We start from the raw sequence: 21,668 nt of genomic DNA, 5'->3' as shown, positions 1-21,668 counted from the left end.
GGCACTCAAACGAGCGCAGCGCCGAATGCGCAGTACCTAACGAAGACGGTAAAAAGCATGAATCTTCACGAGTATCAGGGTAAGCAGCTGTTCGCTGAATACGGCCTGCCAGTTTCCACTGGTTATGCAGTAGACACCCCGGAAGCAGCAGCAGAAGCTTGCGACAAGATCGGCGGCAACGAGTGGGTCGTCAAAGCCCAGGTTCACGCCGGTGGTCGCGGTAAAGCGGGCGGCGTAAAGCTGGTTCGCAGCAAAGAAGACGCCAAAGCCTTCGCACAGCAGTGGCTGGGCAAGCGTCTGGTGACTTACCAGACTGACGCCAATGGCCAGCCAGTCACCAAGATCCTGGTTGAATCGTGCACTGATATCGCTAAAGAGCTGTACCTGGGCGCTGTCGTTGACCGTTCGAGCCGTCGCATCGTGTTCATGGCTTCCACCGAAGGTGGCGTGGACATCGAGAAAATCGCTCACGACACTCCAGAAAAAATTCTCAAGGCCACTATCGATCCACTGGTTGGCGCTCAGCCATCCCAGGGTCGCGAGCTGGCATTCCAGCTGGGTCTGGAAGGCAAGCAGGTCACTCAGTTCGCCAAGATCTTCGTCGGTCTGGCCAAGCTGTTCATAGACCACGACCTGGCTCTGCTGGAAGTGAACCCGCTGGTGATCAAGGCTGACGGCGATCTGCATTGCCTCGACGCCAAGATCAACATCGACGCCAACGCCATGTACCGTCAGCCTAAGCTGAAGGCTTTCCACGATCCGTCGCAGGACGATCCGCGCGAAGCGCACGCTGCCAAGTTCGAACTGAACTACGTAGCCCTGGAAGGCAACATCGGCTGCATGGTCAACGGTGCCGGTCTGGCCATGGGTACCATGGACATCGTCAACCTGCATGGCGGCAAGCCAGCCAACTTCCTCGACGTAGGTGGTGGCGCTACCAAGGAACGCGTTACTGAAGCGTTCAAGATCATCCTGTCCGACCAGAACGTGGCGGCAGTACTGGTCAACATCTTCGGCGGCATCGTTCGCTGCGACATGATTGCCGAAGGCATCATCGGCGCCGTGAAAGAAGTCGGCGTGAAAATCCCGGTTGTTGTTCGCCTTGAAGGCAACAACGCTGAGCTGGGCGCTAAAGTACTGGCAGAAAGCGGTTTGAACATCATCGCTGCTACCAGCCTGACCGACGCTGCTCAACAAGTTGTCAAAGCTGCGGAGGGCAAATAATGAGCGTCCTGATCAATAAAGACACCAAAGTTATCTGCCAGGGTATTACCGGTTCGCAAGGTAGTTTCCACACCCAGCAAGCCATCGAATACGGCACCAAGATGGTTGGCGGCGTAACTCCGGGCAAGGGCGGCACCGAGCACCTGGGTCTGCCAGTGTTCAACACTGTCAAAGACGCAGTAGCTGCCACTGGCGCTACCGCCAGCGTGATCTACGTTCCGGCTCCGTTCTGCAAGGACTCGATCCTGGAAGCGGCATTCGGCGGCATCAAGCTGATCGTCTGCATCACCGAAGGCATTCCTACCCTGGACATGCTGGACGCCAAGGTTAAGTGCGACGAGCTGGGCGTAGTCCTTATCGGCCCTAACTGCCCAGGCGTGATCACCCCAGGCGAATGCAAGATCGGCATCATGCCAGGTCACATTCACTTGCCAGGCAAGGTCGGTATCGTTTCGCGTTCCGGCACCCTGACCTACGAAGCTGTGAAGCAGACCACTGACGCCGGTTTCGGTCAGTCGACTTGCGTCGGCATCGGCGGTGACCCGATCCCGGGTTCGAACTTCATCGACATCCTGAAGCTGTTCCAGGAAGACCCGAAGACCGAGGCGATCGTGATGATCGGCGAGATCGGCGGTTCGGCTGAAGAAGAAGCGGCTGCCTACATCAAGGCTAACGTGACCAAGCCGGTTGTTTCCTACATCGCTGGTGTGACTGCTCCTCCGGGCAAGCGCATGGGCCATGCTGGCGCAATCATCTCTGGCGGCAAAGGCACTGCAGACGAGAAATTCGCTGCGCTGCAAGACGCAGGCGTTAAAACCGTGCGTTCGCTGGCAGACATCGGCAAGGCCCTGGCCGAGCTGACTGGCTGGGAAGTGAAGAAGTAAGCTTGGGCTGACTTTTTAGCTCCAGCAGCAAAGGCCACCTTCGGGTGGCCTTTGTCGTTTCAGAGCAGCGGCAAGCTTCAAGCGGCTAGCTGCGAGATAGAAGCTTGCAGCTTGAAACTTGTAGCTTACAGCTGCTTTTCTTATGTAAACGCGACACGGAAACGTCGCGTATCGGATAGTTCGCCCTCCAACAGTGCGTTTGTCAGGCAAATTCGTTAGGCTGGCAGCCATTTTTGCGTCCGCCGCCCACAAGGCAGCCACGCGCTTTAAGGGTCAGTCCCATACGGATCGACAGCATTTCCCTAATCCAACAGGGCAATCCCCCTCTAAATTCCGATTTCAGTAGTGTGGTATTACCTTAATGAAAGTTTTGAAAGGTCAGGACATCCTGGCACTTGGTTTTATGACGTTTGCCCTGTTTGTCGGGGCCGGTAACATCATCTTCCCGCCGATCGTCGGCTTGCAGGCCGGGCCTCATGTCTGGATGGCCGCGCTGGGCTTTCTGATCACCGCCGTAGGTTTGCCGGTGGTTACCGTGGTGGCGCTGGCCAAGGTTGGCGGCGCGATGGATGTGTTGAGCAGCCCGATCGGCAAGATCGCCGGCGGTATCCTCGCGGCGGCATGCTATCTGGCTGTGGGGCCGCTGTTCGCCACTCCGCGTACTGCGACCGTTTCCTTCGAAGTGGGTCTGGCGCCGTTGACCGGCGAGAGCCCGCTGGCGCTGTTCCTCTACAGCTCGGTGTACTTTCTGCTGGTGTTCTTCATTTCGCTCTACCCTGGGCGTTTGCTGGATACCGTGGGCCGCTTCCTCGCGCCGCTGAAAATCATTGCGCTGGCAGTACTGGGCATCGCCGCGTTCGCCTTGCCGGCGGGTGACATCGGTCACGGCACTCCAGAGTATGTGGCGGCACCGTTTTCCCAAGGCTTCATCAATGGTTACCTGACCATGGACACCCTCGGCGCGCTGGTGTTCGGCATCGTCATCGTCAACGCGATCCGCTCCCGTGGCGTCGAATCGCCGGCGCTGATCACCCGTTACGCGATCATCGCCGGGCTGATTGCCGGCGTGGGTCTTGCGCTGGTCTACGTCAGCCTGTTCCGCCTCGGGTCCGGCAGCCATGAAGTTGCCGTCGGCGCGACCAACGGCGCGGCGGTGTTGCATGCTTACGTGCAGCACACCTTCGGTTCGCTGGGCAGCGGTTTCCTTGCGGTGCTGATCTCGCTGGCGTGTCTGGTCACGGCGGTCGGCCTGACCTGTGCCTGCGCTGAATACTTCAGCCGTGTGCTGCCACTGTCCTACAAGACGCTGGTGATTATCCTCGCGGCGTTCTCGCTGCTGGTCTCCAACCTCGGTCTGACCAAACTGATCGCCTTCTCGATTCCGGTACTCACCGCGATCTACCCGCCGTGCATCGTTCTGGTCGCGCTGAGCTTCTGCAAGGATTTCTGGCATGAGCACGGGCGCATTCTCGGCCCGGTGATGCTGGTTTCCTTCGTTTTCGGCACCATCGACGCCCTGAAAGGCGCTGGTCTGGCCGATTGGATGCCAACTCAGCTGACCCATCTGCCGCTGAGCGAGCAGGGTCTGGCGTGGCTGGTGCCGTGCGTGATGACCCTGGTGGTCGCCGTGGTCTGTGATCGCCTGCTGGGCAAGCGCAGCGAAGTCACTGCCTGACGTGGTTCGGACCCGCCACAAGTGGGTCGAGCACGGTTAAACAGAAATGCCCCGTATCAATCGATACGGGGCATTTTTTATGCGCGGGAGGCAGTGTCTTTTTTGCTGAGCTAACGTCGAAGGGTTGCCGAAATCGTTATGTGGGAGCGAGCCTGCTCGCGAATGCGTTATGTCAGCCGCCATGAGTGTTGCGTGGTACGCCGCTTTCGCGAGCAGGCTCGCTCCCACAGGTCATTCATACCGTGATCACATTTCACAAGGAATTGCATGTCGTTCATCCAAGCCAATCTGATCCACCTGCTTGCCGCCGTCTGGTTTGTCATCTGCTGGGGCGGGTATACCCGTTATGCCACCTGGAAGGCCCGCGATACGGCGTGTCTGGCCAGCGTGTTGCACCTGTACCGCGAAGACTGGATGCGCCGCATGCTGCTGCGTGACAACCGCATCGCCGATGCCAGCGTGATCGGCAATCTGGAGCGCAACGCCTCTTTTTTCGCCTCCAGCACGCTGATCATCCTCGCCGGTATTCTCACCGTGCTCGGCGCGTCCGACCGAGCCGTGTCGTTGTTGGCGGATATTCCGATGGTGCAGCAGGCGTCGCAGGGCATGTCGGAGATCAAGTTGCTGTGCCTGGCACTGGTGTTCGTCTATGCGTTCTTTACTTTCAGCTGGTGCATGCGGCAGTACAACTTCGCGGCGATTCTGGTCGGTTCAGCGCCGATGATCGGCGAGCGCCAAGTGACCGAGCAGGAACGCAAGGCCTTCGCTTCACGGGCGGCGCGGGTGATTTCGATGGCGGCCAACCAGTTCAACTTCGGCCTGCGTTCTTATTACTTCGGCATGAGCATGCTGGCGTGGTTCGTCAGCCCGTGGCTGTTCATGATCATGAGCGCGGGCGTCGTGGTGGTGTTGTATCGCCGCGAGTTTCATTCCGACGTTCTCGATGTCATGGTCTATACCCCTACAGAGGCGCCCGTCCCTGAGGCGAACAAAGAGGCTGTTTGATGAGTATTCCGTTCTGGTGTGTGTTTATCAGTGCTTTATTGATCTACGTGGCGCGCATGCCGGTGGCCAAGGCCATGAAAGAGCAGGGCGGCTATGACAATCACCTGCCGCGGCAGCAACAGGCGCAGTTGACCGGCTTCGGTGCGAGGGCGCTGGCGGCCCATCAGAACAGCATCGAAGCCTTCATTCTGTTCGCGGTCGGTGTGCTGATGGCGCACACCACGCAAACCGCGGGTTGGCTGATCGATGCGCTGGCGATCATCTTCGTGATCTCGCGAGTGTTCTATCTGTGGTTCTATCTGGCCGACCTGGCGAAGTTGCGCAGCCTGATGTGGCTAGTTGGCTTCATCTGTTCGTTGTTGCTGATGATTAGTCCGACTTTTAGAACCGTGTTGCTCTAACCGGTAAATCGCAGGCAAAAGAAAACCCGCACTTGGCGGGTTTTCTTTCACACCAGAAAGCTTATTGCTTTTTGGCGGCTTCTTCTTGAGCAGCGGCGTTCGATTCAGCCTGAGCTTTGGCAGCTTCGGCGTTTTCTTTTGCTGCGTCGTTCACTTTATCCTGAGCTTTGTTCATGTCTTGCTGAGCTTGCTCAGCATGTTGGTTGGCATCTTGAGCTTTGTCCTCGGATTTTTTATCGCAGGCAGCGAGACCGAGGGAAGCGGTCAACATCAAGGCAATAGCTAAAGTCTTACGCATGGGGTGTATCTCCTTATGGAAAATAACTACTGGCCTTAAGAACTCGGCGCTACGGGTTAAGTTCCTCAATTGTTTCAGATATATAAGTTTGTTTTATCACGGAACTTTTGCCGCTTTTCTCAATACTGGCACAAGGCCCAAACGCGAGTAATTATCACATGGCCGAAAACCCCGTTTTTGAGCGCGCGACGCGCTTTCTCTCGGCATTGCGCCACTGTCAGGTCCTCGGTCTGCAGGTGCACAGTGCCTCCAGTGAAGGGCTGACGGTGATCCTGCCGTACAGCGAAAAAATCGTCGGCAATCCCGAAACCGGAGTCATCCATGGCGGTGCCATCACTTCGTTGATGGACACTGCATGTGGCATGTCGACCCTGTGCGTGCTGCCGGAGTTCGAAGTCTGTCCGACCCTCGATCTGCGCATCGACTACATGCACGCCGCCGAACCGAACAAAGCCGTGTACGGCTTTGCCCAGTGCTATCGCGTCACCACCGACGTGATCTTTGCCCGTGGTTTTGCCTACCAGGACGATCCCGAGCAACCGATTGCCCACGTCGTCGGCACATTCATGCGCATGGGCATCGGTCTGAAGGGCAGCAAGGGTTTCGCTGGCGCGATCAAGGGAGCGAGCCAATGAGCAACGATCTCAGGGAGCAGCTGCAACAGGCTCACGCGCAGGGCGATTACGCGCCGCTGCTGGCATTGATTCCTTATGCCGGGCTGATCGGTATCGAGTGCTCGCGAGTCGGCGATGAGCTCTTGTTCAAGCTGCCGGCGAACAAGGACAACATTGGTAACCCTTTATTGCCGGCGATCCATGGCGGGGTGATTGCCGGGTTCATGGAGCTGGCCGCAGCCCTGCATCTGCTGATTTTCACCGGCACGCCGGGTGTGCCGAAGATCATCGATTTTTCCCTCGATTACCTGCGCGCCGGGCAGTTTCGCGACACTTGGGCCAGGTGTCAGGTGTGCCGCCAGGGCCGTCGCGTCGCCAACGTTGCGGTCACTGCGTGGCAGAGTACCGAGGCCGAACCGATCGCCACGGCCCGCGCGCACTTCAAAATTGATGAGCCCTTGAAATCCTGAACAGCGCCCCCAACTCAGATGACAACCCGCCGCAGACCATTCGGGTCGCGGCCAATGCCATCTGATTGGAGTTTGATGACCATGAGTGTGGAAACTCAAAAGGAAACCCTGGGCTTCCAGACCGAGGTAAAGCAGCTGCTGCACCTCATGATCCATTCGCTGTATTCGAATAAGGAAATTTTCCTTCGCGAATTGATCTCGAACGCCTCTGACGCTGTCGACAAGCTGCGCTTCGAAGCCCTGGCCAAGCCGGAGTTGCTCGAAGGTGGCGCTGAGCTGAAAATCCGAGTGAGCTTCGACAAGGACGCCAAGACCGTCACCCTCGAAGACAACGGTATCGGCATGAACCGTGACGATGTGATCACCCACCTGGGGACCATCGCCAAATCCGGCACCGCCGATTTCATGAAAAACCTGTCCGGCGATCAGAAGAAAGATTCGCACCTGATCGGCCAGTTCGGTGTCGGCTTCTACTCGGCCTTCATCGTTGCCGACAAGGTTGATGTTTACAGCCGTCGCGCCGGCACCGATGCCAGCGAAGGCGTGCACTGGTCGTCGAAAGGCGAGGGCGAGTTCGAAGTCGCCACTATCGACAAGCCAGAGCGCGGCACCCGCATCGTCCTGCACCTGAAGTCCGGTGAAGACGAATTCGCGGATGGCTGGCGTCTGCGCAACATCATCAAGAAGTACTCCGACCACATCGCTTTGCCGATCGAACTGCCGAAGGAAGTCACTCCGGCCGAAGGCGAAGAGGCCCCCGCCGTTGAATGGGAAACCGTCAACCGTGCCAGCGCCCTGTGGACCCGTCCGCGCACTGAAGTCAAAGACGAGGAATACCAGGAGTTCTACAAACACATCGCTCACGACTTCGAGAATCCGCTGTCGTGGAGCCACAACAAGGTTGAGGGCAAGCTCGAGTACAGCTCGCTGCTGTACGTGCCGGCCCGCGCGCCGTTTGACCTGTACCAGCGTGAAGCGCCGAAAGGCCTGAAGCTGTACGTGCAGCGTGTGTTTGTAATGGATCAGGCCGAGTCGTTCCTGCCGCTGTACCTGCGCTTCATCAAAGGCGTGGTCGATTCCAACGACCTGTCGCTGAACGTGTCGCGTGAGATCCTGCAGAAAGACCCGATCATCGACTCGATGAAAACCGCGCTGACCAAGCGTGTGCTCGACATGCTGGAAAAACTGGCGAAGAACGAGCCTGAGCAATACAAGGGCTTCTGGAAAAACTTCGGTCAGGTCATGAAAGAAGGCCCGGCAGAAGATTTCGCCAACAAAGAGAAAATTGCCGGTCTGCTGCGTTTCGCATCGACCCAGGGCGACGACGGCGAGCAGGTTGTCGGTCTGGCTGACTACCTGGCCCGCGCCAAGGAAGGTCAGGACAAGATCTACTACCTCACCGGCGAAACCTACGCGCAGGTCAAGAACAGCCCGCACCTGGAAGTCTTCCGCAAGAAAGGCATCGAAGTGCTGCTGCTGACCGATCGCATCGACGAGTGGCTGATGAGCTACCTCAGCGAATTCGACGGCAAGACGTTTGTCGACGTGGCGCGCGGTGACCTCGATCTGGGCAACCTGGACTCGGAAGAGGACAAGAAAGCCGCAGAAGAAGTCGCCAAGTCCAAAGAAGGCCTGGTCGAGCGTCTGAAAACTGCGCTGGGCGATTCCGTGGCTGAAGTCCGCGTATCCCATCGTCTGACCGATTCGCCGGCCATTCTGGCCATCGGCGAACAGGACCTGGGCCTGCAAATGCGCCAGATCCTCGAAGCCAGCGGGCAGAAAGTCCCGGATTCGAAGCCGATCTTCGAATTCAACCCGAGCCACCCGCTGATCGAGAAACTCGATGGCGAGCAGAGCGAAGAGCGTTTTGGCGACCTGTCGCACATCCTCTTCGATCAGGCCGCTCTGGCGGCGGGCGACAGCTTGAAGGATCCGGCCGCATACGTGCGCCGTCTGAACAAGTTGCTGGTTGAACTGTCGGTTTGATCATGTTGTAGGAAAAACCCGCTTCGGCGGGTTTTTTCGTTCTGGTGTTTACACAATCAGGAGTCAGAAATGAGCCAAGTCACTGTACGTTCCGTGGTCTATCAGATTGACGACCAAGCCTATGAAGGCCGCCTGGCGTTCGACGCCGAGCATAAGGCTGCGCGCCCGGGTTTGCTGATGGCGCCGAACTGGATGGGCGTCAGCGCCGGTGCCGAAGACATCGCCAAAGCGGTAGCGGCCAAGGGTTACGTGGTGCTGATCGCGGATGTCTACGGCCAGAGCGTACGTCCGCAGAACGCTGATGAGGCGCTGGCAGCAATGATGCCGCTCAAGGACGACCGCGCGCTGTTGCGCAAACGTCTGCAAGTGGCTTTCGAGCAATTGCAGAGCCAGGGCGAAGCAGCGGTCGATACGTCGAAACTGGCAGTGTTCGGTTTCTGCTTCGGTGGTTGCTGTGCGCTGGACCTGGCCCGCACTGGCGCGCCGGTAAAAGCGGCGGTGTCGTTCCACGGCACGCTGGATTCGCCAAACCCGGCGGATGCGCAGAACATCAAGGGCTCGGTGCTGGTGCTGCACGGCGCGTCCGATCCGTTAGTGCCGAAGGAGCAATTGCCGGCGTTCGAAGAGGAAATGAACGCAGCGAAGGTCGACTGGCAACTGCTCAGCTACGGCGGCGCGGTGCACTCGTTTACCGATCCGCACGCCAATGTGCCGGGCAAGATGATGTACGACGAAAAGACCGCCAAGCGCGCGTTCAAGTCGATGCATGATTTGCTGGATGAAGTGTTCAACGGTTAAAAGCGAAAAGCCCCTCACCCTAGCCTTCTCCCGGAGGGAGTGGGGACTGATTGGGGGGTGCTCGGGAGTGACGTCGACCTGAACGTGAACAGGCGAATCCATAATCGCCGGGATTTTTCAGGTCGATGTATAACGCAAGACGCCTCGGTCGGCTCCCTATCGCTCTGGGATAGGGGACTGATTGGGGGTTGCTCGGGAGTGGCGTCGACCTGAACGGGAATAGGCGAATCCATAATCGCCGGGATTTTTTCAGGTTAATGTATAACGCAAGACGCCTCGGTCGGCTCCCTCTCCCTCTGGGAGAGGGCTGGGGTGAGGGTAAGCGGCCTAGCGCGGTAGTTCGATCCGCTCGACTTCCCCCGGCACCGTCGGCCAATTCCCGGCCGCCCACTTGCGCCGTGCCTCATCAATCGCCGCCGGATCGCTTGCAACAAAATTCCAGTTGATCCGCCTCGGACCGTCCAGCGCCGCGCCGCCGAACACCACCGCGTGCACATCGCTTTCGGCAAACAGGCTCATCTCTTCGCCGGCTGGCAACACCACCAGCGCATGCGGCTCGATCGCCTCGCCATTCAACTTCGCATCCCCGCTCAACACATACACCGCGCGTTCTTCATGCTCGGTGGGAATCAGCAGTGTGGTCGCGGTTTGCATCTTCACTTCCGCATACAGCGTAGGAGAAAGCACCGGCACTGGCGATTCCAGGCAAAAGCCTGACCCGGCAATCATGCGAATCTGCACGCCAAGGTTATCGCTGACCGGCAACGTCGCTGCCGGGTGATGACTGTAATGCCCCGGGCCTTCTTCGTGTGCCTTGGGCGAGGCCAGCCAGACTTGCAGGCCATGCAGGGTGAAGGTCTCGGCGAGCAGTGGCGCTGGCGTACGCTCGACGTGGGCGATGGCGCTGCCAGCGGTCATCCAGCTGACATCGCCGGCACCGACCACCTGATCGGAGCCCAGGCTGTCCTTGTGCTGCAATTGCCCTTCGAACAAGTAGGTGAGCGTCGACAGACCAATGTGCGGATGCTGTCGGATGTCCATACCTTTGCCCGTCGGATAAATCGTTTCGAGCATGTGGTCGAAAAACACGAAAGGTCCGACATTGCGGCATTTGGCTGACGGCAGCGGGCGCAGAATCGGCTGGCCTTCGACGTCTTCGGCGCGCGGGCGGATGATCAGGAGTGGCGTGTCCATGGTGCATTCCAGGCTGAGCGGGTGATGCCAGAAGCATAACCCGCCGCTGGCATCAGGAGGATTATTGGCTGTCGAAGCCTTGTGGTGCGTGAGTTTCGATGCTGACTTCGCTGGTGGTCATCAATTTGTGAATCGGGCAGCGATCGGCCACGCGCAGCAGTTCCTGGCGCTGGGCGTCGGTCAGTACACCTTTAAGGGTGAGGGTGACATGCAGGGCATATTTGCCTTTCTGCTCTTCGCTGTTGTCGCGCTTCACTTCGACTCCCACGCCGGTCAGCGGGATGTCTTTTTTCTTAGCATACATTTTCACGGTCAGCGCTTTGCAGGCGCCCAGCGCAGCGTCGAAGTAATCGTGTGGCTCTGGTGCGGTGCCTTCACCACCGGCGGTTTTCGGTACATCGGCAAACAATTCGTGGTCGTCGATCTGGACGGTGTGACGAAAACCTTCGGCAGAGACGGTATTGACGGTAACAGTCATGGAAACCTCACAGGCGGCAGGAAAAATCGTTCGAACAAAACAGACCTTGCAGTTATAGAGCATTCCCGGCAGTGGGCGTTCCGCTTTTCCGCAGGGATGAACCCTTGTCGTTCGGGCGCGGTCTAGGCTATGCCCATCTGCCGGAGATTACTTGTGTCCTTGTCTCGTCTGAGTCTTGCCTGTCTGCTGCTGTTCGCTGGCAGCGCCAGTGCCCGCGAATACACCTACAGCGATGCGCACCTGCATTACGTGGATTTTTTCCAGGAAAGCGCCGGCATGCAGAAATTGCTCACGGCCATGAAAGAAAATTCCGTCGAGCATGTGATGATTTCCGGCATTCCCGTGGCGAAGAAATGGCATGAAGACGAACCCAAGCGCCCGCGCTATTACGCCGGTGATGACGCCGATGCCTATTGGTACAGCGCCACCGATGTGATCATTGCCGACGCGGTGGAAAAACTTGCGCCGGAGGAGCGCCAGTACTTTCATCCGTTCCTGTCCGGCTTCAATCCCAATGACAAGAATTCCGCCGCGCACATCCAGCGCATGCTCGACCTGTATCCGGGTTTGTGGCAGGGCATCGGCGAGGTGTTCACCCGGCACGATGACCTGACCGCGCTGACCTCCGGCGACACACCCCGGGCCAACAACGAGGCGATGACCAAGATCTATCACCTCGCCGCGGAAAACGATCTGCCGGTGATGCTGCATTCCAACATCACTTCCAAGCGTGAGAAAAATCCGTTGTACCTGAAGGAAGTTGAAGAGCCGCTGCGTAATCATCCGCACACGCGATTCATCTGGGCGCACGCCGGCACCAGCGCCGAGATCCATCGGCATCAGACCCAGTTGCCGTTTCTCCTGCCAACCCTGACGCGCATGCTTGAGGCCTATCCGAATCTGTTTATCGACCTGTCGTGGAGCATGCTCACGCCGTACTTGCTGGACGAGCAGGGCAAGCCGCGTGCGGAATGGCTGGCGCTGGTGGAGAAGCATCCCGAGCGCTTCATGCTCGGCTCTGACGTGGTAGGACGGTTCAACAAGCTCGGTCAGGAAATGCACAGCTACAAGCCGTTTCTCGATGCGCTGCCGGAAGCGGTGGCGCGAAAGGTAGCAAGGGACAACTTCCTGGCGATATTGCCGCGCGACACAGGTAAACCCGCCGGTCCGCGCTGAAACGTCAAAGCCACGGGTTCGGACTAGCCGCTCGTCTGCCTATTGCCTTTTCGTCTTACGCAATTTCACGGCAATGCCGATACCTTCTAAAGCAACCCGCTGCAGGCTGATGCAGCGCTTTTGGAAGGAGCCAGAGTGATGAATATCCGTAGTCTCAATATTGCCCCGCGTGCCGGTCTCGGTTTTGGCCTACTGGCCTTGATGGTGTTCGCCCTTGGCGCGTTCGCCTTGCTGCAAATGTCGAACATGCGTGCGCAGTCCGATGAAGTCGACAACAACTGGCTGCCAAGCGTGATGGCGGTCGGTGAGATGAGTCAGGACATGCTGCGCCTGCGCGCACTGACCATGCGCCTGTTGCTCAACCGTGACCCCAAGGCACTGGAGCAGAATGTCGCCAAGCTCGACGAACTGCGCAGCGGTCTGAGTGAGGCGCAGCAGCGTTATGACGCGTTGATCGTTTTGCCGGAAGAGCGCGTATTGTTCGAACGCTTCAAGGGCACCGAGCACAAATACCTTGAGCTTCAGGCACAAGTCCTACAGCTGTCAGCGCAGAATCGGGTGGCAGACGCTTCGGCGATTCTCAATGATCAGATGAGTCCGCTGGCCGATGAAATCGCTGCCACCCTGCGTCAGCTGGTCGAGTTGAACAAGCAAAATGCCGGTCTCGCCACTGAGGCAGCGCGCTTGGTCTTCAAGCAATCGCGACTGTGGGTCACAGTAATGATCGCCATGGCTGCGCTGATTACCGTCGGCCTGGCGTTGCTGCTGACGCGCAGCATTGTCGTGCCATTGTCGCAATCGCTCAGCGTGGCCGAAGTCGTGGCCGGCGGGGATTTGACCGGTGACATTCACATCGTTGGCAAAGACGAGCCGGCGCGCCTGCTGCAAGCGCTGAAAAGCATGCAGCACAATCTGCGCGACACGATCCGGCGGATCTCCGAGTCGTCCACGCAATTGGCCTCGGCGGCCGAAGAGCTGAGCAGCGTTACCGAAGATGCTACTCGCGGCCTGCATCAGCAAAGCCAGGAAATCGAACAGGCCGCCACTGCGGTCAACCAGATGACAGCAGCGGTGGAAGAGGTGGCGAACAACGCCGTGGCCACGTCCGAAGCTTCCCGTGAATCCGACCGCATCGCTCGGCAAGGACGCGAGCAAGTGCAGCAGACGGTGACGTCGATCGAGTTTCTCGCCGGCGATGTCACCAACAATGCCGCGCAGGTCGAGGCGCTGGCGCAAAAGGTTCATGGCATCAGCAAAGTGCTGGACGTGATTCGCTCGATTGCCGAACAGACCAATCTGCTCGCGCTCAACGCCGCGATCGAAGCCGCGCGCGCCGGTGATGCCGGGCGTGGTTTTGCAGTAGTGGCGGATGAAGTGCGCGCGCTGGCGCATCGCACCCAGCAGTCGACCCAGGAAATCGAGCAGATGATCGGCGGGATTCAGCAGGGCACCGATTCAGCGGTCAGCTCGATGCAGCAGAGCAACTCAAGGGCGCGCTCGACCCTCGAACTGGCGAAGAGCGCAGGCTCGGCCCTGGAGGAAATCGCCTCGGCGTTTACCTTGATCAATGAGCGCAACCTGGTCATCGCCAGTGCCTCGGAACAGCAGGCAGCGGTGGCGCGGGAGGTGGATCGCAACCTGATTAATATTCGTGATCTGGCGATGCAGACATCGGCGGGGGCCAATCAGACCAGTGCGGCGAGTCAGGAATTGTCGAAGTTGGCGGTGGATCTGAACGGAATGGTGGCGCGGTTTTCGGTGTGAGTTTGACCTTCAAAAGCCCCTCACCCTAACCCTCTCCCGGAGGGAGAGGGGACTAATCGTGCGATGCTTTGGAATCCATATTCGACTCGGTTTCTCAGGTCGATGGTTAGCGGCAGACACCTCGGTCGGCTCCCTCTCCCTCGGGAGAGGGCTGGGGTGAGGGGTAGGGCCGCCGCGCAGTATCAACAGATAAACAAAAGCCCCGCATTCGCGGGGCTCTTTGTTGTTGCGGTCGATCAGCTGCCTTTGACAGTCTTGCCGTTGACCGTACCGTCCTGGAGCATGATGTTGTACTCCTTGCCGTCAGTCTCGACCTGTTGCAGACGCACCAGCAGGTAATCCCAGTCCTTGGCGAACCACAGCACGGTGATGCGCTTGCTTTGTGTCGGATCGCGCACGCGTTCGACCTTGATCGCGTCGATCTGGCCGGCCTTGGTGTCGACCTTTTCCGAACCCAGCACGCGGAAATCATAGGTATCGACTTCGCCATCATCAACCACCTGATAGCTCATGCTTTTCTTGCCGGCGGCAACGTCGTGCTGCAGCGCCAGTTGGTAGGTTGACTTGTCGACCATGCCGCGGTTCAGCGGGATTTTCACCGCGTCGCCACGGTCGGTGCCGGTCACCAGTTTATTGGCCCAGTCGAAGTCCAGATCAGCTTTTTTCGCTTTGCCCAGACCGCCACGTTCAAAGTGGTAGGACTGCGGCAGCAGCGTGTCCTTGTCCAGCTTCAGGGTGCTTTCTTCAGTCAGGCTGGCGATCATCATCGATGCCTTGAAGCTGAGCTTCCAGACGCCGTCGGCTTCCTTGGTCAGGCTGCGTTCGGCGGTGCCGCTCATGGGCAGCTGCTTCCAGTCGGCGGTGTAGCTGGCGGAGAACGGTTGAAGGTCCGCTGCCTGCGCGAAGGGCAGGGCGAGCAGAGCGCAAGCGAAGAGCAGGGCGCGACGCATAATATCTCCTAGTGTCGAATCAAGTGGCCGCTGGCGGCGAGTAGCTGGCCGTCGAGTAAAGCACCTTGGTCACCGAGTGTCAGCCTGCCTTCGGCAAACCAGCGTACCGCCATCGGATAAATCAGGTGTTCCTGAACGTGGACCCGTTGCGCCAGACTCTGCGGCGTGTCGTGCAACTCTACCGGTAATACTGCTTGTACGACCAGTGGTCCGCCATCGAGTTCCTCGGTGACGAAGTGCACGGAGCAGCCATGTTCCGTGTCGCCGGCCTCCAGCGCGCGCTGATGAGTGTGTAACCCTTTGTATTTGGGTAGCAGCGACGGGTGGATGTTGAGCAGGCGACCCTGGTAGTGGCGCACGAAATCAGCGCTGAGAATGCGCATGAAGCCGGCCAGTACCACGAGTTTGGGGTTGAATTGGTCGATCAGTTCGATCAGTGCGGCATCGAAGGCCTCGCGGCCCTCGAATGCCTTGTGATCCAGCGAGCGGGTGGCGATACCCGCGTCGCGGGCGCGTTGCAGGCCGTAGGCGTCGGCGCGGTTGGAAATCACCGCAGCGACGCGGACCGGGCTGTCGCCGGTCCGCGTGCTGTCGATCAGAGCCTGCAAGTTACTGCCGGTGCCGGACAACAGCACCACGACATCACAGGGCTTTGGCATCAGTGAGCCTTGAGGTTCTTCAGCTCGACCTGCGCAGCGCCTTCGGCGGCCACGGCGATCTGACCGATGACCCAAGGCTGCTCGCCGGCGTCACGCAGGGTGTTCAGGGCAACTTCGACGTGCTCCTGAGCCACGCAGATGACCATGCCGACGCCGCAGTTCAATACGCGGTGCATCTCGGTTTCATCAACGTTGCCTTTCTCCTGCAGCCAGTCGAATACGGCCGGGCGCGTCCAGCTGGCCACGTCAACTACAGCCTGTGCGCCTTTTGGAAGTACGCGCGGGATGTTGTCGAGCAAGCCGCCACCGGTGATGTGGGCCATGGCCTTGACCGCGCCAGTGTCCTTGATCAGCTTGAGCAATGGCTTGACGTAGATGCGGGTCGGGGCCATCAGCAGGTCGGTCAGCGGTTTGCCGTCGAGCTGGGTGTTTTCGATGTCGGCGCCGGAGACTTCGATGATCTTGCGGATCAGCGAGTAGCCATTGGAGTGCGGGCCGGACGATGGCAGGGCGATCAGCGCGTCACCGGTGGCGACTTTCGAGCCGTCGATGATTTCCGCTTTTTCCACGACGCCGACGCAGAAGCCGGCCAGGTCGTAGTCTTCGCCTTCGTACATGCCTGGCATTTCAGCGGTTTCGCCGCCAACCAGCGAGCAACCCGACAGTTCGCAGCCAGCGCCGATGCCGGTAACCACTTGGGCAGCGGTGTCGACATTCAGTTTGCCGGTGGCGTAGTAGTCGAGGAAGAACAGCGGCTCGGCGCCGCATACCACCAGATCGTTGACGCACATGGCGACCAGGTCGATGCCGATGCTGTCGTGCTTGTTCAGGTTCAGCGCCAGACGCAGCTTGGTGCCGACGCCGTCGGTGCCGGACACCAGCACCGGCTGCTTGTAACCGGCCGGGATTTCGCAGAGGGCGCCGAAACCGCCCAGGCCGCCCATGACTTCCGGGCGCGCAGTGCGCTTGGCGACGCTCTTGATGCGTTCGACCAATGCTTCACCGGCGTCGATGTCTACACCGGCGTCCTTGTAGCTCAGGGAGGGTTGCTTGCTCATGATCCAGGCCTTTAGGGGAGGGGATTCAGGGGGTAACGACCGAGTTCAGCGGGAACATCGAACTCGATGGGCGATCGCCTCACGCGAGTTTCGAGGGGCCCGGCTGTTGCCGGTCTGCGAAGGCGCGCGATTTTATCAGGCTTGAGGGGCAGCGGCCATCCTCGCACCGACGGGCAGGGCCATATCGGCGGAAATTTTTTGCAATCGCAGGCTATGACTGCCTGTATAAGGTGTGGCGATTAACCGTCTATCGTTAGGACTGTGCAAAAACTTACCGCCACTGTGTGAATGTTTTGCCAGGGGTGGGGGTCACAGCCTTGCTCAACCGGTTCACGCGGCGTGTTCCAGCCGCCCCTGTCGACGGGAATTTTCCATGCGTTTTTGTAAATTGTTATTTGTAGGCTGCCTGACGCTGGTCAGCCTGGCGAGTCATGCCGAAAACCTCAAAGGCCTGTATCAGGTGCGTCAGCCGGTCAACGGCCAGGCGCCGGAAGAGCGCGATCGCGCCACGCAGGCGGCGCTCGATACTTTGGTGCTGCGCCTGACCGGCGACCCGAAAGCCGCGCAGAACCCGGGGTTGGCGCCGATTCGCAAGGATCCGCAGCAGATCATCAGCCAGTTCGGTTTCGATGCCGGGCCACCGGAAGTGCTGAAAGTCGATTTCGATCCGGCAACCACCGAGCAGGCCTTGCGCCGGGCCGGCTTGCCGGTGTGGGGCGCGAGTCGGCCGTCGATCCTCGGCTGGTGGCTGAACGACTCGACCGAAGGTGCGAGCCTGGTCGGTGACGGTCAAACCGCAGCCTCAGCGTTGCGCACGGCTGCGCAACATCGCGGTTTGCCACTGCGTTTGCCCCTGGCTGATCTCAGCGAGCAACTGGTGGCCACCGCGCCGGCGCTGGAAAGCGCTGACCCCGCGCCCTTGCGCAGTGCTTCGGAACGCTACAGCGCCGACGCCTTGCTGGCGGTGCACGCGCGCGAAGAGGGCGGGCAGTGGCAGGCGAAATGGCGCTTGTGGCTCGGTGATCAGAAAGAGGCCGGCAGCGTACAGGGCGCCGATCAGGCAGCTGTTGCCGATGCGGTGATGCTGGCGGTAGCCGAGCGTCTTGCGCCGCGATTTGTCGCCAAGCCCGGCGCGTCGGGTCAGCAGACCCTGGAAGTGCAGGGCATGAATCTGGAGCATTATGCGGCGCTGCTGCGGTTACTCGAACCGTTCGGCGTGCGTCTGCAAAGCGTGCAGGGCGATCGCATTGTCTACCGGGTCAATGGCAGCGTCGATCAATTGCGCGCGCAATTGTCGCTGGCGAAGTTGCAGGAACTGCCGGCCGAAGCGCCGGCCCCGGTGGCGCCTGCCCAGCCAGCGGCGGATGGTACGCCTGCGGTCGCAGCGCCGACCCCGGCAGCGGCGACACCGTCGTTGCGGTTTCGCTGGTAAGTCTTTCCTTATATAGAAGCATCAGGAGTGGTAAATGGCCGATACGCGGCGTTGGTTCTGGCTCGGTGGGGTAGTCCTGCTTTGCGCGTTTGTATGGTTGCTGCACCCGATCCTCACGCCGTTTCTGGTCGCGTTGTTGCTGGCTTATCTGTTCGATCCGCTGGTTGATCGTCTGGAGCGGCTCGGGCTGTCGCGAACCTGGGGCGTGATTGCCGTGTTTGCCTTGTTCACCTTGATCGTCACGGCGTTGATGCTGGTGCTGGTACCGATGCTCGCCAAGCAGCTGGTGCGTCTGTACGAGCTGGCGCCGCAGATGCTCGACTGGTTGCAGCACACCGCTGTGCCGTGGGCGCAAGCGAAGCTTGGTTTGTCGGACGGTTTCTGGAAATTCGACAAGGTCAAAGCCGCGATCAGCGAGCACATGGGCCAGACCACCGACATCGTCGGCGTGGTGCTGAGTCAGGCCACGGCCTCGAGCCTGGCGCTGATCGGCTGGCTGGCGAATCTGGTGCTGATCCCGGTGGTGAGCTTCTATCTGTTGCGCGACTGGGACGTGATGATGGGCAAGATCCGCAGCCTGCTGCCACGTGATCGCGAAGAGCGCGTGGTTGCGCTGGCGGGTGAGTGCCACGAAGTGCTCGGCGCATTTGTGCGTGGACAGTTGCTGGTGATGGTTGCGCTGGGTGTGATTTACGCCGCTGGCTTGATGGTCGTCGGTCTGGAGTTGGGGCTGTTGATCGGCCTGATTGCCGGGCTCGCAGCGATCGTGCCGTATATGGGGTTTGTCATCGGCATCGGTGCGGCGTTGATCGCCGGGTTGTTCCAGTTCGGTGGCGATCTGTACCCGATGGTCGGGATCGTCGCAGTGTTCATGGTCGGTCAGGCGCTGGAAGGCATGGTGCTGACGCCACTACTGGTCGGGGATCGTATCGGCCTGCACCCGGTGGCGGTGATCTTCGCGATCCTTGCTGGCGGCGAGCTGTTCGGTTTCACCGGCGTTCTGCTGGCGTTGCCGGTGGCGGCGGTGATCATGGTGCTGGTGCGTCATGTCCACGACTTGTATAAGGATTCCGGGATCTACAGCGGCGTCGACGAACCCGAGCTGTGATGCGAGGGCCAGCCCGGCGCTTGGCCGGGCTGGCCCGTGTCGTGCAGGCGAGGGCGCCAGAGAATCCGTCACAAAACCGCTGCGTCAACGCAAACCTTTGATTTTGCTTGGGGTCTGTCGCATTGTGCGCTCAGCCTCACGGGTATAAACTTCGCCAACTTTACACAGAGGCCACTAACGGTTCCTTTGAGAACTGTTCAGTCAGCATGAAACCGATTCAGCTGCCCCTAGGTGTGCGTCTGCGTGACGACGCCACCTTCATCAACTACTACCCAGGCGCCAATGCCGCTGCACTCGGCTATGTCGAGCGTCTCTGCGAAGCCGACGCCGGGTGGACGGAGAGCCTGATCTACCTGTGGGGCAAGCACGGCGTCGGGCGCACGCATCTGTTGCAGGCCGCGTGCCTGCGCTTCGAGCAGATGGGCGAACCGGCGGTGTATCTGCCGCTGGCCGAGTTGATGGACCGCGGCGTGGAAATCCTCGACAACCTCGAACAGTACGAACTGGTCTGCCTGGATGACTTGCAGGTGATTGCCGGCAAGGCGGACTGGGAAGAGGCGATGTTCCATCTGTTCAATCGCCTGCGTGACAGCGGTCGGCGCCTGCTGATCGCCGCGTCCACTTCGCCGCGCGAATTGCCAGTGAAGCTCGCCGACCTGAAATCCCGCCTGACCCTGGCGTTGATCTTCCAGATGCGCCCACTCTCCGATGAAGACAAATTGCGTGCGCTGCAATTGCGCGCGTCACGTCGTGGGTTGCACCTGACCGATGAAGTCGGGCACTTCATTCTCACTCGCGGCACGCGCAGCATGAGCGCGCTGTTCGATCTGCTCGAGCAACTTGATCAGGCGTCCCTGCAAGCGCAACGCAAGCTGACAATTCCTTTTCTCAAGGAAACTTTGGGCTGGTAGTAGTGGGCTTTTGCCAGCTTTCAGGCGCCAGAAAACCCGCGTATCTGCGGCGATCCACCGGCCAGGCGAGTTACGCGCTTAGATGTAAACGCGAAACCGGGAAGTCACATATAGTTCGATTGAATTTGCAAATGAGGACGATAGCGGGCATAGTCTCGGCTTCTTTACAACTATCAGCCACGGTCGTGCCCATGCTAAAGCGCTTCGCACCCCTCGTGCCTCTCGCACTCGTCACCCTGTTATTCGGTTGTGCTGCTCATTCTCCGGTTCAAGAGCCGCCGCAACAGGTCAAGAATTCTGCTACTGCCCAGTCTTCCGTTATTTACCAGGAAGAGCTGGACACCGAAAAAGAACTCAACCAGTTCAACGGCAGCAAGCCTTATCAGCTTCCTGTTCTGGCTGACAGCATCCTCGAACGCGGCATGTCCCTGATCGGTACCCGTTACCGTTTCGGCGGTACCTCTGAAGCCGGCTTCGATTGCAGCGGTTTCATCGGTTACCTGTTCCGCGAAGAGGCGGGCATGAACCTGCCGCGCTCCACTCGCGAAATGATCAACGTTGATGCGCCGCTGGTTTCGCGCAGCAATCTTGAGCCGGGTGATCTGCTGTTCTTCGCCACCAATGGTCGTCGCGGTCGTGTCAGTCACGCCGGCATCTACCTGGGTGACAACCAGTTCATTCACTCCAGCAGTCGTCGCAGCGGCGGTGTTCGCATCGACAGCCTGGGTGACAGCTACTGGAGCAAGACTTTCATCGAAGCCAAGCGTGCACTCGCCATGGCGCCGACCGTGGTCACTGCCCGCAAGTAAGCCCGATGTCGCTGCTTCCGCGGCGACAAAACGGCACGGCAACGGAGTAGACCTAAACTTTACAAGGTGAAGTTAAAGTCTTACTTGAAGTTTGCCGCGTAGCCGCTAGAATCCTGAATCTATATTGATGGCAAACCGCCTGCGTGATGACGCAGGCGGTTTTGTTTCTGTCCATCCGGCAGAGAAAGCCGCAGCCAGATCAGGATGTTCTGCTTATGACGATGTCGGCCCGCCTCACCTTGATCCTTTGCGCCGCGCTGCTCAGCGCCTGCGCCAGCCGCACACCGCCGCCAGCCCCCGTGGTTCGCGCGCCGATCGTGTTCGGTCCTTCCCAGGCTTTTTCCCCCGTTGCTGAAGACGTGCTGTTCCGCGCCCTCGGCTTGGTCGGCACACCGTACCGCTGGGGTGGCAACACGCCGGATTCCGGTTTCGATTGCAGTGGTCTGATCGGGTTTGTCTACCGCGACGCGGCGGGAATTTCGCTGCCACGCTCGACCCGCGAAATGATCGTCATGCAGGCGCCAAATGTTGGCAAGGAAGGCTTGCAGACCGGCGACCTGATTTTCTTCGCCACCAATGGCGGCTCGCAGGTCAGTCATGCGGGGATTTACGTCGGTGAGGGGCGCTTCGTGCATGCCCCGGCCACGGGCGGCACGGTCAAGCTCGATAGCCTGTCGAAGGCCTATTGGCAGAAGGCGTATTTGAGCGCCAAGCGGGTGTTGCAGCCGGGGCAGTTGGCGCATAACCCCTAGCTCGAATGCATAACGAACTGTG

The 21,668-nt window shown here is 59.5% G+C and carries 22 protein-coding genes; 16 read left to right on the top strand and 6 right to left on the bottom strand.

Going from position 1 to position 21,668, the window contains the following annotated elements:
* Positions 1-57: 57 nt before the first annotated feature.
* From sucC to PspCFBP13508_RS24595, 5 genes are all read left to right on the top strand, one after another.
* The gene (sucC, locus tag PspCFBP13508_RS24620) at positions 58-1,224 is read left to right on the top strand and encodes an ADP-forming succinate--CoA ligase subunit beta (RefSeq protein WP_137215969.1); all 1,167 of its coding nucleotides are present in this window, start codon (positions 58-60) and stop codon (positions 1,222-1,224) included.
* Positions 1,224-2,108, top strand: coding sequence for a succinate--CoA ligase subunit alpha (gene sucD / locus PspCFBP13508_RS24615; RefSeq protein WP_016773680.1), 885 nt, complete (start codon positions 1,224-1,226; stop codon positions 2,106-2,108). The genes sucC and sucD overlap by 1 nt, the downstream gene beginning before the upstream one ends.
* A 361-nt stretch (positions 2,109-2,469) precedes the next feature.
* The gene (gene brnQ / locus PspCFBP13508_RS24610; RefSeq protein ID WP_137215968.1) at positions 2,470-3,783 is read left to right on the top strand and encodes a branched-chain amino acid transport system II carrier protein; all 1,314 of its coding nucleotides are present in this window, start codon (positions 2,470-2,472) and stop codon (positions 3,781-3,783) included.
* A gap of 267 nt (positions 3,784-4,050) precedes the next feature.
* A complete protein-coding gene (locus PspCFBP13508_RS24600; protein ID WP_137215966.1) occupies positions 4,051-4,788 on the top strand; it encodes a DUF599 family protein in 738 nt (245 codons plus the stop codon).
* The gene (locus PspCFBP13508_RS24595) at positions 4,788-5,189 is read left to right on the top strand and encodes an MAPEG family protein (protein ID WP_016773683.1); all 402 of its coding nucleotides are present in this window, start codon (positions 4,788-4,790) and stop codon (positions 5,187-5,189) included. Before PspCFBP13508_RS24600 ends, PspCFBP13508_RS24595 begins: the two co-directional genes overlap by 1 nt.
* Positions 5,190-5,250: 61 nt before the next feature.
* Here PspCFBP13508_RS24595 and PspCFBP13508_RS24590 read toward each other — a convergent pair whose 3' ends face one another.
* Positions 5,251-5,487, bottom strand: coding sequence for a hypothetical protein (locus tag PspCFBP13508_RS24590; RefSeq protein ID WP_007959016.1), 237 nt, complete (start codon positions 5,485-5,487; stop codon positions 5,251-5,253).
* 158 nt (positions 5,488-5,645) lie between these two features.
* Here PspCFBP13508_RS24590 and PspCFBP13508_RS24585 point away from each other — a divergent pair, with 158 nt between their 5' ends.
* The 4 genes from PspCFBP13508_RS24585 (at position 5,646) to PspCFBP13508_RS24570 (ending at position 9,355) form a co-directional block, all read left to right on the top strand.
* A complete protein-coding gene (locus tag PspCFBP13508_RS24585; RefSeq protein ID WP_024012154.1) occupies positions 5,646-6,122 on the top strand; it encodes a PaaI family thioesterase in 477 nt (158 codons plus the stop codon).
* Positions 6,119-6,571, top strand: coding sequence for a PaaI family thioesterase (locus PspCFBP13508_RS24580; RefSeq protein WP_016773686.1), 453 nt, complete (start codon positions 6,119-6,121; stop codon positions 6,569-6,571). Before PspCFBP13508_RS24585 ends, PspCFBP13508_RS24580 begins: the two co-directional genes overlap by 4 nt.
* An 81-nt stretch (positions 6,572-6,652) precedes the next feature.
* Complete coding sequence (gene htpG / locus PspCFBP13508_RS24575; RefSeq protein ID WP_130912565.1) at positions 6,653-8,557, top strand: molecular chaperone HtpG; 1,905 nt, start codon at positions 6,653-6,655, stop codon at positions 8,555-8,557.
* Between the two features lie 69 nt (positions 8,558-8,626).
* Positions 8,627-9,355, top strand: coding sequence for a dienelactone hydrolase family protein (locus PspCFBP13508_RS24570; RefSeq protein ID WP_137215964.1), 729 nt, complete (start codon positions 8,627-8,629; stop codon positions 9,353-9,355).
* Between the two features lie 327 nt (positions 9,356-9,682).
* Here the strand turns inward: PspCFBP13508_RS24570 and PspCFBP13508_RS24565 are convergent, their stop codons facing one another.
* Complete coding sequence (locus PspCFBP13508_RS24565) at positions 9,683-10,549, bottom strand: pirin family protein (RefSeq protein ID WP_137215962.1); 867 nt, start codon at positions 10,547-10,549, stop codon at positions 9,683-9,685.
* Between the two features lie 61 nt (positions 10,550-10,610).
* Positions 10,611-11,027 (bottom strand): OsmC family protein, encoded by a 417-nt coding sequence (locus PspCFBP13508_RS24560; RefSeq protein ID WP_137215961.1) that lies wholly within the window; start codon positions 11,025-11,027, stop codon positions 10,611-10,613.
* A gap of 153 nt (positions 11,028-11,180) precedes the next feature.
* On the opposite strand from PspCFBP13508_RS24560, the gene PspCFBP13508_RS24555 reads away from it, so the two are divergent.
* The gene (locus tag PspCFBP13508_RS24555; RefSeq protein WP_178084510.1) at positions 11,181-12,203 is read left to right on the top strand and encodes an amidohydrolase family protein; all 1,023 of its coding nucleotides are present in this window, start codon (positions 11,181-11,183) and stop codon (positions 12,201-12,203) included.
* A gap of 138 nt (positions 12,204-12,341) precedes the next feature.
* A complete protein-coding gene (locus tag PspCFBP13508_RS24550) occupies positions 12,342-13,967 on the top strand; it encodes a methyl-accepting chemotaxis protein (RefSeq protein ID WP_137215958.1) in 1,626 nt (541 codons plus the stop codon).
* A gap of 236 nt (positions 13,968-14,203) precedes the next feature.
* Here PspCFBP13508_RS24550 and PspCFBP13508_RS24545 read toward each other — a convergent pair whose 3' ends face one another.
* From PspCFBP13508_RS24545 to purM, 3 genes are read right to left on the bottom strand one after another with little or no spacing between them, the layout of a single operon-like run.
* Positions 14,204-14,917: a DUF3108 domain-containing protein gene (locus PspCFBP13508_RS24545; protein WP_056783915.1), complete on the bottom strand. Its 714-nt coding sequence runs from the start codon at positions 14,915-14,917 to the stop codon at positions 14,204-14,206.
* A gap of 8 nt (positions 14,918-14,925) precedes the next feature.
* Positions 14,926-15,576 (bottom strand): phosphoribosylglycinamide formyltransferase, encoded by a 651-nt coding sequence (gene purN, locus PspCFBP13508_RS24540; RefSeq protein ID WP_137215957.1) that lies wholly within the window; start codon positions 15,574-15,576, stop codon positions 14,926-14,928.
* Positions 15,576-16,634 (bottom strand): phosphoribosylformylglycinamidine cyclo-ligase, encoded by a 1,059-nt coding sequence (gene purM / locus PspCFBP13508_RS24535; protein ID WP_016773695.1) that lies wholly within the window; start codon positions 16,632-16,634, stop codon positions 15,576-15,578. The genes purN and purM overlap by 1 nt, the downstream gene beginning before the upstream one ends.
* Before the next feature lie 373 nt (positions 16,635-17,007).
* On the opposite strand from purM, the gene PspCFBP13508_RS24530 reads away from it, so the two are divergent.
* The 5 genes from PspCFBP13508_RS24530 (at position 17,008) to PspCFBP13508_RS24510 (ending at position 21,646) form a co-directional block, all read left to right on the top strand.
* Positions 17,008-18,066 (top strand): DUF2066 domain-containing protein, encoded by a 1,059-nt coding sequence (locus tag PspCFBP13508_RS24530; protein WP_137215955.1) that lies wholly within the window; start codon positions 17,008-17,010, stop codon positions 18,064-18,066.
* A gap of 34 nt (positions 18,067-18,100) precedes the next feature.
* Positions 18,101-19,174, top strand: coding sequence for an AI-2E family transporter (locus tag PspCFBP13508_RS24525; RefSeq protein ID WP_137215953.1), 1,074 nt, complete (start codon positions 18,101-18,103; stop codon positions 19,172-19,174).
* Between the two features lie 206 nt (positions 19,175-19,380).
* Entirely contained in the window at positions 19,381-20,085 is a 705-nt protein-coding gene (gene hda, locus PspCFBP13508_RS24520; protein ID WP_007919828.1) for a DnaA regulatory inactivator Hda, read from the top strand.
* 191 nt (positions 20,086-20,276) lie between these two features.
* On the top strand, positions 20,277-20,894 hold the full coding sequence (locus tag PspCFBP13508_RS24515) for an NlpC/P60 family protein (protein ID WP_016773699.1): 618 nt from the start codon (positions 20,277-20,279) through the stop codon (positions 20,892-20,894).
* Between the two features lie 215 nt (positions 20,895-21,109).
* A complete protein-coding gene (locus PspCFBP13508_RS24510) occupies positions 21,110-21,646 on the top strand; it encodes a C40 family peptidase (RefSeq protein WP_016773700.1) in 537 nt (178 codons plus the stop codon).
* Positions 21,647-21,668 lie beyond the last annotated feature (22 nt).

Origin of the sequence: Pseudomonas sp. CFBP13508, assembly GCF_005233515.1 — a bacterium.
GTDB lineage: Bacteria > Pseudomonadota > Gammaproteobacteria > Pseudomonadales > Pseudomonadaceae > Aquipseudomonas > Aquipseudomonas mercuritolerans.
This window is presented reverse-complemented; position numbering and strand designations above follow the sequence as displayed.

Coding starts and splice junctions, on each gene's coding strand:
- PspCFBP13508_RS24525 (WP_137215953.1), top strand. CDS start 18,101: ATGGCCGATACGCGGCGTTGGTTCTGGCTCGGTGGGGTAGTCCTGCTT.
- hda (WP_007919828.1), top strand. CDS start 19,381: ATGAAACCGATTCAGCTGCCCCTAGGTGTGCGTCTGCGTGACGACGCC.
- sucC (WP_137215969.1), top strand. CDS start 58: ATGAATCTTCACGAGTATCAGGGTAAGCAGCTGTTCGCTGAATACGGC.
- PspCFBP13508_RS24570 (WP_137215964.1), top strand. CDS start 8,627: ATGAGCCAAGTCACTGTACGTTCCGTGGTCTATCAGATTGACGACCAA.
- PspCFBP13508_RS24600 (WP_137215966.1), top strand. CDS start 4,051: ATGTCGTTCATCCAAGCCAATCTGATCCACCTGCTTGCCGCCGTCTGG.
- htpG (WP_130912565.1), top strand. CDS start 6,653: ATGAGTGTGGAAACTCAAAAGGAAACCCTGGGCTTCCAGACCGAGGTA.
- PspCFBP13508_RS24560 (WP_137215961.1), bottom strand. CDS start 11,027: ATGACTGTTACCGTCAATACCGTCTCTGCCGAAGGTTTTCGTCACACC.
- PspCFBP13508_RS24515 (WP_016773699.1), top strand. CDS start 20,277: ATGCTAAAGCGCTTCGCACCCCTCGTGCCTCTCGCACTCGTCACCCTG.
- PspCFBP13508_RS24595 (WP_016773683.1), top strand. CDS start 4,788: ATGAGTATTCCGTTCTGGTGTGTGTTTATCAGTGCTTTATTGATCTAC.
- PspCFBP13508_RS24550 (WP_137215958.1), top strand. CDS start 12,342: ATGAATATCCGTAGTCTCAATATTGCCCCGCGTGCCGGTCTCGGTTTT.
- PspCFBP13508_RS24510 (WP_016773700.1), top strand. CDS start 21,110: ATGACGATGTCGGCCCGCCTCACCTTGATCCTTTGCGCCGCGCTGCTC.
- PspCFBP13508_RS24590 (WP_007959016.1), bottom strand. CDS start 5,487: ATGCGTAAGACTTTAGCTATTGCCTTGATGTTGACCGCTTCCCTCGGT.
- PspCFBP13508_RS24545 (WP_056783915.1), bottom strand. CDS start 14,917: ATGCGTCGCGCCCTGCTCTTCGCTTGCGCTCTGCTCGCCCTGCCCTTC.
- PspCFBP13508_RS24580 (WP_016773686.1), top strand. CDS start 6,119: ATGAGCAACGATCTCAGGGAGCAGCTGCAACAGGCTCACGCGCAGGGC.
- PspCFBP13508_RS24585 (WP_024012154.1), top strand. CDS start 5,646: ATGGCCGAAAACCCCGTTTTTGAGCGCGCGACGCGCTTTCTCTCGGCA.
- purN (WP_137215957.1), bottom strand. CDS start 15,576: ATGCCAAAGCCCTGTGATGTCGTGGTGCTGTTGTCCGGCACCGGCAGT.
- PspCFBP13508_RS24530 (WP_137215955.1), top strand. CDS start 17,008: ATGCGTTTTTGTAAATTGTTATTTGTAGGCTGCCTGACGCTGGTCAGC.
- sucD (WP_016773680.1), top strand. CDS start 1,224: ATGAGCGTCCTGATCAATAAAGACACCAAAGTTATCTGCCAGGGTATT.
- brnQ (WP_137215968.1), top strand. CDS start 2,470: ATGAAAGTTTTGAAAGGTCAGGACATCCTGGCACTTGGTTTTATGACG.
- purM (WP_016773695.1), bottom strand. CDS start 16,634: ATGAGCAAGCAACCCTCCCTGAGCTACAAGGACGCCGGTGTAGACATC.
- PspCFBP13508_RS24565 (WP_137215962.1), bottom strand. CDS start 10,549: ATGGACACGCCACTCCTGATCATCCGCCCGCGCGCCGAAGACGTCGAA.